The sequence below is a fragment of the Alkanindiges illinoisensis DSM 15370 genome (assembly GCF_000619845.1).
Classification (GTDB): domain Bacteria; phylum Pseudomonadota; class Gammaproteobacteria; order Pseudomonadales; family Moraxellaceae; genus Alkanindiges; species Alkanindiges illinoisensis.
Genome location: NZ_KK211037.1, coordinates 78,190 through 90,765 on the forward strand (window position 1 = coordinate 78,190; position 12,576 = coordinate 90,765).

At 48.6% G+C, this 12,576-nt stretch carries 14 protein-coding genes; 4 read left to right on the top strand and 10 right to left on the bottom strand.

Features of this window, described 5'->3' with window-relative positions; all coding sequences use genetic code 11:
- Positions 1–166: 166 nt before the first annotated feature.
- The 3 genes from dapB to Q337_RS0114580 all read left to right on the top strand — a co-directional run bounded on the left by dapB (position 167) and on the right by Q337_RS0114580 (position 2,916).
- Positions 167–979, top strand: a complete 813-nt coding sequence (gene dapB / locus Q337_RS0114570; RefSeq protein WP_026472205.1) for a 4-hydroxy-tetrahydrodipicolinate reductase — start codon at positions 167–169, stop codon at positions 977–979.
- A gap of 55 nt (positions 980–1,034) precedes the next feature.
- Positions 1,035–1,733, top strand: coding sequence for an START domain-containing protein (locus tag Q337_RS0114575; protein WP_084494877.1), 699 nt, complete (start codon positions 1,035–1,037; stop codon positions 1,731–1,733).
- 70 nt (positions 1,734–1,803) lie between these two features.
- Positions 1,804–2,916 carry a S1 family serine peptidase gene (locus Q337_RS0114580; protein ID WP_084494878.1) on the top strand — a complete coding sequence of 371 codons (1,113 nt, stop codon included), beginning with the start codon at positions 1,804–1,806 and terminating at the stop codon, positions 2,914–2,916.
- Between the two features lie 173 nt (positions 2,917–3,089).
- On the opposite strand, the gene ahr is transcribed toward Q337_RS0114580, so the two are convergent.
- The 7 genes from ahr to mutY all read right to left on the bottom strand — a co-directional run bounded on the left by ahr (position 3,090) and on the right by mutY (position 8,699).
- Positions 3,090–4,109: an NADPH-dependent aldehyde reductase Ahr gene (ahr, locus tag Q337_RS0114585; protein ID WP_026472208.1), complete on the bottom strand. Its 1,020-nt coding sequence runs from the start codon at positions 4,107–4,109 to the stop codon at positions 3,090–3,092.
- Between the two features lie 26 nt (positions 4,110–4,135).
- Positions 4,136–4,735 carry a DNA-3-methyladenine glycosylase I gene (locus tag Q337_RS0114590; RefSeq protein WP_051526923.1) on the bottom strand — a complete coding sequence of 200 codons (600 nt, stop codon included), beginning with the start codon at positions 4,733–4,735 and terminating at the stop codon, positions 4,136–4,138.
- 35 nt (positions 4,736–4,770) lie between these two features.
- Entirely contained in the window at positions 4,771–5,904 is a 1,134-nt protein-coding gene (locus tag Q337_RS0114595; RefSeq protein ID WP_026472210.1) for a sterol desaturase family protein, read from the bottom strand.
- A 143-nt stretch (positions 5,905–6,047) separates the two neighbouring features.
- A complete protein-coding gene (locus Q337_RS0114600) occupies positions 6,048–6,626 on the bottom strand; it encodes a M23 family metallopeptidase (protein ID WP_051526924.1) in 579 nt (192 codons plus the stop codon).
- Positions 6,626–6,880: a hypothetical protein gene (locus tag Q337_RS0114605; RefSeq protein WP_026472212.1), complete on the bottom strand. Its 255-nt coding sequence runs from the start codon at positions 6,878–6,880 to the stop codon at positions 6,626–6,628. Before Q337_RS0114605 ends, Q337_RS0114600 begins: the two co-directional genes overlap by 1 nt.
- A gap of 41 nt (positions 6,881–6,921) precedes the next feature.
- Complete coding sequence (locus Q337_RS0114610) at positions 6,922–7,443, bottom strand: M23 family metallopeptidase (protein WP_034280694.1); 522 nt, start codon at positions 7,441–7,443, stop codon at positions 6,922–6,924.
- A gap of 182 nt (positions 7,444–7,625) precedes the next feature.
- Positions 7,626–8,699, bottom strand: coding sequence for an A/G-specific adenine glycosylase (mutY, locus tag Q337_RS0114615; RefSeq protein WP_228133145.1), 1,074 nt, complete (start codon positions 8,697–8,699; stop codon positions 7,626–7,628).
- Between the two features lie 101 nt (positions 8,700–8,800).
- On the opposite strand from mutY, the gene Q337_RS18475 reads away from it, so the two are divergent.
- Entirely contained in the window at positions 8,801–9,283 is a 483-nt protein-coding gene (locus Q337_RS18475) for a hypothetical protein (protein WP_051526925.1), read from the top strand.
- A 145-nt stretch (positions 9,284–9,428) separates the two neighbouring features.
- Here Q337_RS18475 and Q337_RS0114625 read toward each other — a convergent pair whose 3' ends face one another.
- From Q337_RS0114625 to Q337_RS18695, 3 genes are all read right to left on the bottom strand, one after another.
- Positions 9,429–10,172, bottom strand: a complete 744-nt coding sequence (locus Q337_RS0114625; protein WP_026472215.1) for a dienelactone hydrolase family protein — start codon at positions 10,170–10,172, stop codon at positions 9,429–9,431.
- A 134-nt stretch (positions 10,173–10,306) separates the two neighbouring features.
- The gene (locus Q337_RS0114630) at positions 10,307–11,806 is read right to left on the bottom strand and encodes a flavin-containing monooxygenase (RefSeq protein WP_026472216.1); all 1,500 of its coding nucleotides are present in this window, start codon (positions 11,804–11,806) and stop codon (positions 10,307–10,309) included.
- Positions 11,807–12,174: 368 nt separating this feature from the next.
- Positions 12,175–12,336, bottom strand: a complete 162-nt coding sequence (locus tag Q337_RS18695) for a DUF1328 domain-containing protein (RefSeq protein ID WP_026472217.1) — start codon at positions 12,334–12,336, stop codon at positions 12,175–12,177.
- Positions 12,337–12,576: the final 240 nt, after the last annotated feature.

Genomic DNA, 12,576 nt, shown 5'->3' on the forward strand with positions numbered 1-12,576 from the left:
TTACTGCTGTTACATTATTTGCTACAGTTCAGGCAATCGGCACCCGATAGAATAAGCAGTTATTGCGTAACCTGCTACGTTAAGCACATTGCAGGGTAAAAGGGTCTGATAGTCAGTGGACTGGCTTGGTTTTGGATTAATTAACGCTAAATATTGAGGAGCAGGCATGGCAACTTCACCACGCATTGGGATTTTGGGCGCAGGTGGCCGCATGGGCCGCATGTTGATTCAGGCAGTGCATCAGGCAGGCTATCCGCTTGCTGCGGCAGTCGAGCGCCCCGGCAGTTCACTGATTGGCACCGATGCGGGTGAACTGGCAGGCGTAGGCAAGCTGGACGTACAGGTGGCCGCCAGTCTGCAAGATATAATTAACCAGTGTGATGTGGTGATTGATTTTTCCACGCCACAAGCCACTGAAACCCACTTGCAGATTTGCCGTGATGCAAAGGTTGCTATTGTCATTGGCACCACGGGCTTATCTGAGGCACAAAAGCAGCTGGTCAGCGACACGGCACAGCATATTCCGGTGGTGTATTCCGGCAACTACTCGGTGGGCGTGAATGTCTCGCTTAAAATGCTGGAACTGGCGGCCAAAGCCTTTGGTGAAACGGTGGATATTGAAATCATTGAAGCCCATCACCGCCATAAAGTGGATGCACCATCCGGCACCGCCTACATGATGGGTGAAACCGTGGCTAATGCGCTGGGCCGTAACCTCAAAGACGTTGCGGTTTATGGACGTGAAGGTCATACTGGGCCGCGCGAGCGCCAGACCATTGGTTTTGAAACCATTCGGGGTGGCGATATTGTGGGTGAACACACGGTGATGTTTATTGGTGAAGGCGAGCGGGTTGAGGTCAAGCATCTGGCCACCAACCGCATGAACTTTGCCAGTGGTGCAGTGCGTGCCGCGGCATGGGTGATCCAGCAGCCAGTAGCCCGTTATGACATGCAGGATGTATTGTCATTAAAAAATTAATGGTAGAACAACTAAAATCTCAGCCGTATACGCTGATCAGGCAGGATATTAAGTCATGAACAACACCGTCAACCGGTTCTCTGCGCGCAAGCTGTGTTATGCCATTGGCTTAAGCCTGCTAACCTTAAGTACCGCCCATGCTGCTGCTGATCTGTCACGCGCCAAGCTGGCGATCAATAAACAGGGCATCAAGGTGTGGACGTATCAGCTACCGGATAATCCCGCCTTTAATTACCGTGCCACCACGGTACTCAATAGCAGTGTTACCAGTGTGGCTGCAGTGATTCTGGACACCGATGATCTGGTTCAGTGGGTGCCGTATGTCAGTGCTGTGAATGTGATTGAGCGTAATGATGCCACTGGCAGCTTTATCATTCGCATGCAACTGGATTTTCCGTTTCCCTTGCAGGATCGTGATGTGGTTATTCAGGGCAAAATCAGTCAGGCCAGCGACGGCACTGTGACCATTAAAAACAGGGCAGTTAGCGATAGCCGGGTTCCGGTACGCCATAATGTGGTACGCCTAACCCACTATGAAGGCGACTGGACCCTGAAGCCACTGGGGCCTGCCAAAACAGAAGTGTCCACCACAGGTTATGGTGATCCGGGTGGCGTGATTCCGCTGACCGTAGCCAATATGTTTGTGCAGCAGCAGCCGTACCAGATGCTGGGCCGCATGAAGGACTATGTAAAAAACAGCCGTTACCAGAATGCACAGCTCAGTATGATTAAAGACCCGTACGCCAAAAAATAACAAATCATCTACCCGGTATTAAAACTCCGGGTAGAGCTTGTCTTGATTGAGAGAAATTTTCAGGCCCATAATGCGTTGTCTTATGGTGCAGGCAGGCATTCCCTTGAAAAAACTTAATCCTTACTGGTCTGGCATTATCGCCAGCGTGTTTTTCAGCTTGCCTATGCCAGTACAGGCCAATACAGCCTTCAATACCGTGGCAACAGAAACCCAAAATACCATTATTGCCAAGCCGACTGTGGTCAATGGAACAACGGCCAGCAGTACACAAATGCCGTGGCAGGTTGCCCTGTTTGCGCAAAACGCTAGTGGACAGGCTGCCTATATTTGTTCCGGTACCCTGATTAATGCGCAGTGGGTAGTCACAGCTGCGCATTGCTTTAATCCGCAGAAGCTTGAGCAGCAGCCGATTACCGATCATTACGTGGTGGCAGGGACAGTAGACCTTGATCAGATTAACAGCCCGGCCACTCAGGTAATTCGGGTAAGTCGCCAGATTATTCATCCCGGTTATGACGCCGGGGTTAATCTGGACAATGACATTGCCCTGCTCAAGCTGTCAGAACCCGTTGATTTAAAGGCCTGTGGTCTGCGTTGTGACACAATTGACTGGTTAAAGCCCGCACAGGCCAGTCAGTATACGGCGCTGGGCAGCTTGGCTCAGGTGGCAGGCTGGGGTGAGACTGTGGTAACAGCCAGTAATGGCACACAGGAAACCCTGTATCCCTCGCGCTTACAGGTGGGGCAGCTTAAGATTGTCAACTGTGGTAGCAGTCGCTACCTTTACAATAACAAGAGCTGGCCAATCAGTGCCAATATGATGTGCGCCAGCGGGGTAGACCAGCAAAATCCTGCTGATACCTGCGTGGGTGACAGTGGCTCAGGCTTGGTGGTGAATATCCGTTCAGGTCAGCCTTTGCTGACGGGTATTACCAGCTGGGGTGAAGACACGCCTTGCGGTGAGCGCACCTTGCCCGGCGTGTATACCCGGGTTGCCAATTATGCCAGCTGGATTTTAAGTTATGTTGATCCGCTAGCGTATCAGCAGCAACAGGAACAGCAGCAGGCGCAACAGTCAGCCAGTACCTCAGGTTCAGGCGGCGGTGGCAGTGTTTCGGTGGGAATGTTGCTGGGCTTGGGTAGCTTAGTGTTGATTCGGCGCAAATGGCTTGCCAGAAAATAATAGGGCTTTAAGCGGAAACACAAATTAACCCAGACAAACCCGGGACATGAAAATCTGTATAAGCTCTAGAGTGTGAATAGTGATAAAGCGTCGATATTGACAGCAATGGCCTGCCTGAATGGATTTACAACTCAGGCAGGCCATTTCGTTTACTAAAGTTATAAATAAAAGATTTAGGCAAAATCCGCTTTAAGCACTACCCGGTAGCGGGCCTTGCCATCACGCAAATGCTGGATAGCCTCATTGATTTGTGACATCGGAAATACTTCAACCGTGGGTTCAACCTGCGTGCGGGCCGCAAAGCGCAGCAACTGACGGAGCGCGAGTGGTGAACCCGTCGGCGAACCAGTCACTACCTTGGCCCCCCCAATTAACACACCAGCAGGCACGGCTAAAGGCTCAAGTACCACGCCAACGGTATGAAACTTGCCTTCAGGTGCCAGTGCCGCAAAGTAAGGCATCCAGTCCAGACTGACATTGATGGTGTTGATAATCAGGTCAAACTGGCCACGCAGGGCTTTCAGCTGGTCTTTATCACGGCTATTGATCACCTGATGCGCACCCATGTCCAGAATTTCCTGGGTTTTATCCGGGCTGGAACTAAAGGCCGTCACTTCACAGCCCCATGCCTTGGCCAGCTTGATGGCAATATGTCCCAAGCCACCAATGCCAATCACCCCAACCTTATGCACACCCTGAATATTGTGGCGCAGCAAGGGATCAAACACGGTAATGCCGCCGCATAATAGCGGGCCAGCCACTTCCGGATTTAAGTCATCCGGCACCGGAATCACCCATTGCCAGCCTGCGCGTACGGTTTCGGCAAAGCCCCCGGCATGACCTACAATGGTGGCTGTGGTGCCATTCTGGCACAGCACCTGTTTGCCGCCAATACAGCAATCGCAATGCTGGCAGCTATCGGCAGTCCAGCCAATGCCAACACGCTGGCCGACCTGCAGGCCACGGGCTTCACTGCCAAGCTGGGTGATCGTACCAATCACTTCATGCCCGGCAATCAGCGGATATTTGGCACCGCCCCATTCATTGTCAATCATGGATAAATCCGAATGGCATACCCCGCAATATTCTACCTTGACTTCAACTTCGTGGGCTTTGAGTTCGCCGGCATCGTAGTCATAAGGTTGTAGGGGCTGGCCCGGTTCGAGAGCGGCATAGCTACGGATAATACTCATGCTGTGTTCCTTGCGTGAATAAAAAATTAATGGGTAGCCAGCAAACGGCTACTGCATCCGGCGTCATGGTCATTCACCAAACCTGCAGCCTGCATAAAGGCATAGCAGGTGGTTGACCCGACAAACTTGAAACCGGCTTTTTTGAGTGCTTTTGACATTGCCAGACTGGCCGCGATTTGAACAGGGTTTTGTGTGTAATTCTGAAGAGCCTGTGGTTGTAGTTTTGCATTGACAAATGACCACAGCCATTCAACCATATCAATGCCATTCTGCTCCATTGCCAGCCACGCCTGCGCATTCGCCACAATGGCATTGAGCTTGCCGGCATGGCGGATCAGACCGGGGTTTTGCAGATACTGATTAATCTCAGCCTCACTGAGCTGTGCCACTTTTTCAGGCAAAAAATCAAAAAAGCACTGCCGATAACAGTCCCGTTTTTTAAGCACGGTAATCCATGACAAGCCCGCCTGCTGGCCTTCCAGACACAGCATTTCAAACAACTGCTGGCGGTCATGGCTGGGCTTGCCCCATTCATGGTCATGGTAGTGCTGGTAGAGCGGGTCATTGCTGCACCAGCTACAGCGCTGAATGGCTGATTCGCTGGCTTGAGTAGCTGTTGTGGTCATGGTGTTGTATTCATCCACTTATTAATCATTCAAAATCAGGTTTTCTTTTTCTTGCGTTTTTTAAACGGATACACCAATTGGTCGACAAAGCCTTCCGGTACTTTGGTGCTGGGCGTGGTGCCATAACGCTGTGGCAAATGGGAAGGCATGTGAGCAGTTTTAAAAATCACATCATAAATCGGCAAAAAGGCCGCAAAATTCTTGTCCAGTGCTTCATCTTCTGAAGAGTGATGCCAATGATGAAACTCGGGTGTAGCAATCATCCAGCGCAGGTATGGAAAGCGAAAGCGTACATTGGCATGGATAAAAATGGCATGAAAGGAAATAAAAATCAGGTAGGCATAGGTGGCTGCCGGGGAAAATCCTAAAAATAGCAAAGGAATATAACCCACAAAACGATTCATGATCAGTTCAGCCACGTGCACGCGACTGGACGCCAGCCAGTCCATTTGCAGTGAAGAGTGGTGTACGGCATGAATGCGCCAAAGCCGTGGCACCTTATGCATGCTGCGATGAATCCAGTAACTGAAAAAATCCACCACCAGCAGGATTTCAAGGAACTGCAATGCCAGTGGCTGACTGCTGACCAGTTGATGCAGGCGCGGATTGATCCACTGGTTAAACAGCACCTGTGCCGGGATAATGGTAAAAAATGCCAGCAGTTGAATCCCCAGATGGCTAAACATAAAATACTTGAGGTCAGTCACCCAGCCTTTACGTAGGATTTTTTGCTGCTGATACTTGGCAAACATGCGTTCCATGGGAATAAACACCAGTGCCAGCACCAGCAGGGTTAAAATGAAATAATCCAGCCCGGCATACACATTGCGTGCTTCATAAGGACTTCCTTCAATTTGCCCGCTGGCCAATAAGGCCGCACAGGTATTTAAGAAAATGCCGCTCAGGCCCCACAGGCGATTAGGATTGCGAAATACCGAACACAGCCCTGCGATAAAGCCCACCCCGATGCCGCTAAACAGCAAAATCTTGATGAGCAACGGGTCATAAACGGAACGTAATTCCGGCATGGTCAGCAGTTTGGGAAATAAAAAACAAAATGCAGTCAGGCAAGCCAGCAGCCCAAAACTAATGGCAATAAAAGCCGAGATTTTGCCATGGCCATAATTGAGTGGCTGGTCTTCCAGATGTTTGCGCAGCAGGTTGGTCATTATTATTCCAACTATTGGGTTTCTTGTATCGCCGTTATTCTATAAGGCTATTGGGTTGGTGCAATTTAAAGTTTAGGTAGAGATTGTGGGGTAATAACTTAATTTATAAGTGAAAACAGGCTATAAATCCAGCGAAAACCAGCCTAATCGCGGGTCAGATAAGGGTAAGGATTAATAGCACCTTCACCATTACGATAAATGCCGTAATGTAGGTGTGGCGGCGTGGTGCGGGCATTGCCGCTATTGCCCACATAACCAACCACATCACCTACCTTGATCCAGTCCCCCTGACTAAACTGGCCATAGGATTCAAGATGCGCATAATAATGGCGGCTCATGTCCGGCCCCAGCACCCAGACTACATTACCACCCAGCGTATTGATCCCAACGGACAGGATCAGGCCTTCTGTAGTACTCAGTACTGGCGTACCACGTTTGGCAAAAATATCCACACCTTCGTGACGACGACCTTGACTGCGGGCTGCCCCCCAGGTATCAACAATTTGCTGCGGCTTAACCCCTTGTACCGGTACTGGCAACTGCGCTGGCAGCGGTGTTTGCATCAGGTGCAGATATTCCATCGGCAACTGGAACAGACCCGGTTGCTGGCCTGATTCCGGACGCTGGCATCCGGCAAGGCTGGCTATCAATAGAATAATAATGAACCGGGCAGCCCTATTAGCCTGAGGCCTGGCATAACGCTGCCATACAGAAAACTGCATTAATCCGGCATCACCCAAGTCATCCAGTACTGTTCCCGGATATCCCAGAACTCAAGGCGGCTTAGATCAATCTCATCAAAATTTATCCAGTTATCCTGTCCGGATTTTTCATTAAAACCTGTGCTAATCAGCAAGGCATCTTCATTAATTTCCATAATCCAGCCTTGCAGCATTTGGCCGTTTTTAAGAATAATGCGCTGCTGGTTACCGCATTCGGCAAAATTTGCCATGTGTTCTGCCAGTTGAATGGACATGCTAAACCCTAATATGAAGTGTTTTAAAACCAGAACCTGTTTCAGGACCTGAATAAATACAAAAACGGATTAACCGCACCACGACCCTTGCCACTCAGGTAAATTCCGTAATGCAAATGCGGTGAGCCCCCGCGCGCATTGCCGGTATTGCCGACATAGCCAATCACCTGGCCCTTCTTGACCCGGTCACCAACATTCAGGCCACGCTTGTGCTTGTCGAGATGCGCATAATAATGATAGCTACCTGCCGGGCCTGCGATCCAGATCACTTTTCCACCTAAATTGTTATTGCGCATGTCCACCACAATTCCAGTGGTGGCACTCAACACCTTGGTGCCGCGCTCCGCCATGATATCAATGCCTTCATGGCGACGTCCCTGACTGCGGGCTGCGCCCCAGGTATCCTTCAACTGATAGGCTTTGATGCCTTTAACAGGGATGGGCAAACGCTCGGGCAACGGAATGGTACGCAGCTCATTAATTTGTGCTTGCGCAGCAGGTGGCAAGGGTTTTTTCTTGGGAGTAGAGGCACAGCCTGCCAGTATGATCAGTCCAGCAATCATCAACCAGCGTGATAAGGTGGTTAGAAAACTTGCCTTAGTAAAACTATAAATAGCAGGAGTAGCGGTTAAAACATGATCCTTCATTGATCACTAAATTCCATGCAGCAAATTCATGTAAAGATCATAACGTGCTGCACTACGGAATCCCACTTAAAAAGCTAGTCGGCAGGCTAAATAGTCAATCATTCCTGTTGTTCCAGTACTTTCAGCATGGCTTTTGGAATTCCCTTATCCACTGCTTGTTGTTTATCCAGCCATTGGTTCTGTCCACAAAAATCTTGTATAGCAGTACATTGATCTAATGGAACACTGAACTTTTTGACATTTAAAAACCATGTAAAATGAGTAAAAGAATGTTTAATGATTAGATTACTCTGCTGAGTTTCTTCAAGCGCAAAATACTGAGTGATTCTTGATAGTTGATTTTGGCTTTCAAGAATAGGCAGGCAATACAGACCACCCCACAAGCCTTCATTTGGACGCTGTTGCCACAACCATTGCCCTGTTTCTCTATTTTCCAGAATAATCACAAACGCCTGTTTTTCTGGTGTAGCTTTGGCCGCCTTTTTTTGCGGAAAATCCAGTACCCGGTTTTGCTGATAAGCCTTGCAATCCTCACGCACCGGGCAATACAGGCACAAGGGTTTTTTACTGGTGCAAATGGTCGCACCCAGATCCATAATCGCTTGCGTATAATCAGCATTACGCTGTTGGGGGGTAAGCTGTGTGGCCAGTTGCCAAAGCTGTGCTATAACAGGTGTAGACATACTGTCGCCTGCAATCGCCTGATGCCGACTCAGCACCCGCTTGACATTGCCATCCATAATTACGCCATATTGCTGTAAGCCCAAAGACATCAGCGCCCCTGCGGTAGAGCGGCCAATACCCGATAGCGCCATCCAGCCATCTAATGTCGTTGGAAAGCCGCCTTGAGCCACCACCTGTTGAGCCGCCTTGTGCAGGTTACGCGCCCGTGCATAATAGCCAAGTCCTGCCCAATACGGCGCAACGTCGTCCCAACTGGCCTGTGCCAGTGCTTCAACGGTGGGGAAACGCTGCATGAAGCGGTCAAAGTAATTCAGCACCGTTTTGACCTGAGTTTGTTGCAGCATGATTTCCGACACCCAGACCTTGTAGGGATGTTTGTATGGATAATCGCGAACCTGCCATGGCAAATCGTGGCGACCATGCTGGTCAAACCAGTCCAGCAGGCGTGTGGCAAAATCAGCAGATTGTTCGGTCAGAGTCGGGTTCAAGCGGGTAGTACCTGTTTTAAACTTAATTATAAAATGCAGGCTATTAATGGGGGCGAACCAGAAACCCTCAAGGACAATTACCAGATAATAAGATAGCTATTATGAATATGCTTTTAACCAATTTAAGCACGAGTCCCCAGCACTTTAAAAAGCCTTATGATACTGATTATAGAGAGCTTTTAATGGATATTTGTGATCAATTAGCAGAAACAGCACAATTTAAATTATGTGTTTGTGATGATATAGCGTGGAATGTTGATGTAAGAACTGACTTGGCCGTTTTTCTGGAGCACGTCCCAAGTGCTATTAATTCTTTAAAATTAGGTGAAAAAACGATCATCAGTCTTTATGAACAAGGGGTAGAAACGAATATTATCCTTATTCCCCATCATAAAAATTGCTATATCACCTGTGAGCCTTTAATTGAGTGGGCCAGAACGCAGTGGGTTCCAAAATTTTGTGAAATTGAAGACTTGGAACACCTCATCTTAAAATTAGAAGTTTTTTTAAAGCAGTTTTTAGCGCTTTCACCATTCTTACTGGAATATAAGGAAATTAATGAGTGGTTGCAGGCTAAGCTTTAAGTGACGCATTACTAGAGAAGATTAGAGTTTGATTTATTTAAATTTAATATAAATGGAGAAGATGATTGCATTAAAAGTGACCCTGATATTGCCCAGAGTCACGGTCTTTGCATCAATGGCTTAGATAGGTTACACCCACACTGGATTATTTAAAAATTCGCTCAAAAAATGCCAGCATGGCCTGACCGGATTTCTCGGCAGCCTGCGCGTTAAAGCCCAGATCAATGCCATTCAGACGCGCACGGTCATCAGCCACCGGATTGGTAAAGCCATGCTTGGCACCCGGATACACATCCACATGATAGCGCACTTGTGCTGCATCCATTTCCTGCCTGAACTGCTCCAGACTTTCCATGGAAACCATGCTGTCTTCTGCGCCATGTTCAATTAACAACTCGGCTTTTACCTGACCGACTTTGGCAGGTAATTTAGGGCTTAAGTTGCCATGAAAGCTCACCACGCCCTTTAAGTCATAACCTTCGCGTGCCATGTCCAGGGCAATCTTGCCGCCAAAGCAAAAGCCAATGGCTGCCATGCGGCTTTCATCCACTTCAGCTTGTGCCGCCAGAAAATCAAGGCCTGCCTTGGCGCGTTGCATCAGCAAGTCCTGATTGGCCAGCAGGTCACTCATCCATTCATTGGCCTGACTGGCCTGATCGGTCACCTTGCCATCGCCGTACACATCAATAGCCAGTGCCGCGTAACCCTGTGCTGCCAGTTCCTCAGCACGTTGCTTGGGATATGCGGTCAGTCCCCACCATTCCGGGCAAACAATAATGCCGGGAACAGCGCCGTTGGTTTCTTTCGGTAGCGCTAGATGTCCAACCAGCGTCGTCCCTTCAGGGGATGTATAACGGATTTCACGTGATTCAATTGCAGGCTGTGCCATGGATCATTCTCCAGTAAGCTGTTTTTATTAAATAAAACGCCCAACAGTCTACCCAAAAACCTGTGCCTGCAAGTACAGTTTGCACGGCCTTTTTGAGTTGAAAATGTTACCTTTACATGATAAGTGCCGTCTGGTTAGCCTTCAGCCACTTCACCGGCATGTTGATCCAGCAGGTATTCATTTAAGTTAAAATGGCTAAGCTGCTGGCGCATTTTAAAGGTTGTCCATGGCCATACGGTGCTGTTACGGCCATTACGGTCAATAAAATAGCTGCTGCATCCACCACTGTTCCAGACGGTATTTTTTAAGGCGTCCTGCACGCGACTGTTAAAAGCAGCAATACGTTCCGGGTCTGGCTCAATACTACGAATGTCATGCTGGCGGGCCTGCCGGATCGCATCCATGATATAGGCCAGTTGCGCTTCAATAATAATAAATGCTGAGGAACTCACGGCAATATTGGGGCCAAACATCAAAAAGCCGTTAGGACAGTCAGCCACCATGGTACCCATGTAACCTTGCGGACTGCCTTGCCAGACATCAGCCATGTTTTGCCCGTGCCGGTTATAAATACGCTGGGCAATCGGTGGCTCGGCAATTTCAAAGCCGGTTCCCAGAATAATTACATCTGCTTCAGTACTGCTGCCATCTGCTGCAATCAGGGTATTACCGCGGATTTCCTGCAAGCCACTGGCAATGACCTCAACATTGGGCTGTGCCAGTGCCGGATACCAGTCATTGGATTGCAGCACGCGCTTGCAGCCAATCACATAATTGGGCGTTAGCTTGCGGCGCAAGGTTGGGTCTTTAATGGCATAGTGAAGGTTAAAACGAGCCAGACGCTGGAACTGTCGCATGGCAGCGGGGCTTTGCATGCCGCCGTTTAGGCTTTCAAAAATCGCATAGACCGTGCTGCGCATGGCTTGCTGGGTTAAGGGCAGGAAGCGGAATAACTGCTGTACGGGTTTGGGCAGGCTGCTGTCCATCTTGGGCAATACCCAGTGTGGCGTGCGCTGAAAAACGCTGAGCTGTTTTACCCTGGGCTGGATCTGTGGCACAAACTGAATGGCCGACGCCCCAGTGCCAATGACTGCCACCCGCTTGCCACTTAAGTCAATGTCATGGCGCCAGCGTGAGGAGTGAAAAATCTCGCCACCAAAGCTGTCAATGCCTTTTACCTTGGGAAACACTGGCTCATGCATGGGGCCACAGGCCATGATCACAAAGCGCGCACAAAATTCACCCTGATTGGTAGCAACCGTCCAGCAATCTGTGGTATCCGACCAGTGTGCCGACAGCACTTCATGGCCAAAGCGCACATGCGGCATGACCGCGTAGTGCTCGGCAGTATCTTGCAGGTATTGCTTGATTTCTGCCTGCCCGGCAAATACCCGGCTCCAGTGCGGATTAGGTGCAAAGGAATAGGAATACAGGCTGGAGGGCACATCACAGGCACAGCCCGGATAGGTGTTTTCACGCCATACACCGCCCAGTTCAGCGGCTTTTTCCAGCAAAATAAAATTTTTAATTCCGGCCTGCTTAAGCTGAATGGCTGCGCCAAGCCCGGCAAAACCGCCGCCCATCACAATGACTTCATAGCAGGGACTGGCCGACAATTTAGTAAAATTATTCATCATGTCTCTCAGGATTTATTATTCAGGTTCAGTGCAACAGATATTAAAACCCCAGCAGCAAAAAATATAGTGACATGGCTGCTGGTAATATTCAAAATCCGGAAGCATCGTTTTTAGGCCATAGGCGGCATTCTTTGCCAATTACATGCAGTATTATTGATAAATGCGTCTTTTAGCTGCAAAGTTTCAATATAGGAATTTAATAATAAAAATAACCGCACTTAGATTCGATGTTAGAAAATGAGAAAAAGAGGCGCTTAAAAAGTACAAATAGCAAAAAAGCGACCTAGGCCGCTTCTTTGTCTGGTTCACTTGATCATGTAAGACATAATCACAAAAACCTTTTGTTTTTACAGGGAATCTGCGGGTTAAGGCATTCTGCCACGGCTAACAAAGGCCACCACAGCCAGAATAATAGCCACAACCAGGAAGATGATAGCAAAGTCTTGAGACAGACCGGCTACACCACCGAAACCTAACAAGCTTGCAATTAAGGCGATAACTGCAAAAATGATTGCCCAACGAAACATGATGAATTCTCCATTTATAAAATTTGTTTTTTTAATATAAGCGCTTAAAAAAATTGGGCTGTTTATTTTGTGTTCGGTTTTACACGCTTATGTTGCGCTTTGAAATAAACAGAAACATCCTGAATTTCTAAATAATTATTTTTATTATCAATGAATTAATTAAAATAATGGTTGAGCTAACCGTGAAACAAAGCTTACAGGAGGTGAACACTTTGGGACAGCCGTTTGCACAGCTTAACC

Coding starts and splice junctions, on each gene's coding strand:
- dapB (WP_026472205.1), top strand. CDS start 167: ATGGCAACTTCACCACGCATTGGGATTTTGGGCGCAGGTGGCCGCATG.
- Q337_RS0114595 (WP_026472210.1), bottom strand. CDS start 5,904: ATGACCAACCTGCTGCGCAAACATCTGGAAGACCAGCCACTCAATTAT.
- Q337_RS0114600 (WP_051526924.1), bottom strand. CDS start 6,626: ATGCAGTTTTCTGTATGGCAGCGTTATGCCAGGCCTCAGGCTAATAGG.
- Q337_RS0114610 (WP_034280694.1), bottom strand. CDS start 7,443: ATGATTGCTGGACTGATCATACTGGCAGGCTGTGCCTCTACTCCCAAG.
- Q337_RS18695 (WP_026472217.1), bottom strand. CDS start 12,336: ATGTTTCGTTGGGCAATCATTTTTGCAGTTATCGCCTTAATTGCAAGC.
- Q337_RS0114605 (WP_026472212.1), bottom strand. CDS start 6,880: ATGTCCATTCAACTGGCAGAACACATGGCAAATTTTGCCGAATGCGGT.
- Q337_RS0114630 (WP_026472216.1), bottom strand. CDS start 11,806: ATGAATAATTTTACTAAATTGTCGGCCAGTCCCTGCTATGAAGTCATT.
- Q337_RS0114580 (WP_084494878.1), top strand. CDS start 1,804: ATGCGTTGTCTTATGGTGCAGGCAGGCATTCCCTTGAAAAAACTTAAT.
- Q337_RS0114625 (WP_026472215.1), bottom strand. CDS start 10,172: ATGGCACAGCCTGCAATTGAATCACGTGAAATCCGTTATACATCCCCT.
- Q337_RS0114575 (WP_084494877.1), top strand. CDS start 1,035: ATGAACAACACCGTCAACCGGTTCTCTGCGCGCAAGCTGTGTTATGCC.
- ahr (WP_026472208.1), bottom strand. CDS start 4,109: ATGAGTATTATCCGTAGCTATGCCGCTCTCGAACCGGGCCAGCCCCTA.
- Q337_RS0114590 (WP_051526923.1), bottom strand. CDS start 4,735: ATGACCACAACAGCTACTCAAGCCAGCGAATCAGCCATTCAGCGCTGT.
- Q337_RS18475 (WP_051526925.1), top strand. CDS start 8,801: ATGAATATGCTTTTAACCAATTTAAGCACGAGTCCCCAGCACTTTAAA.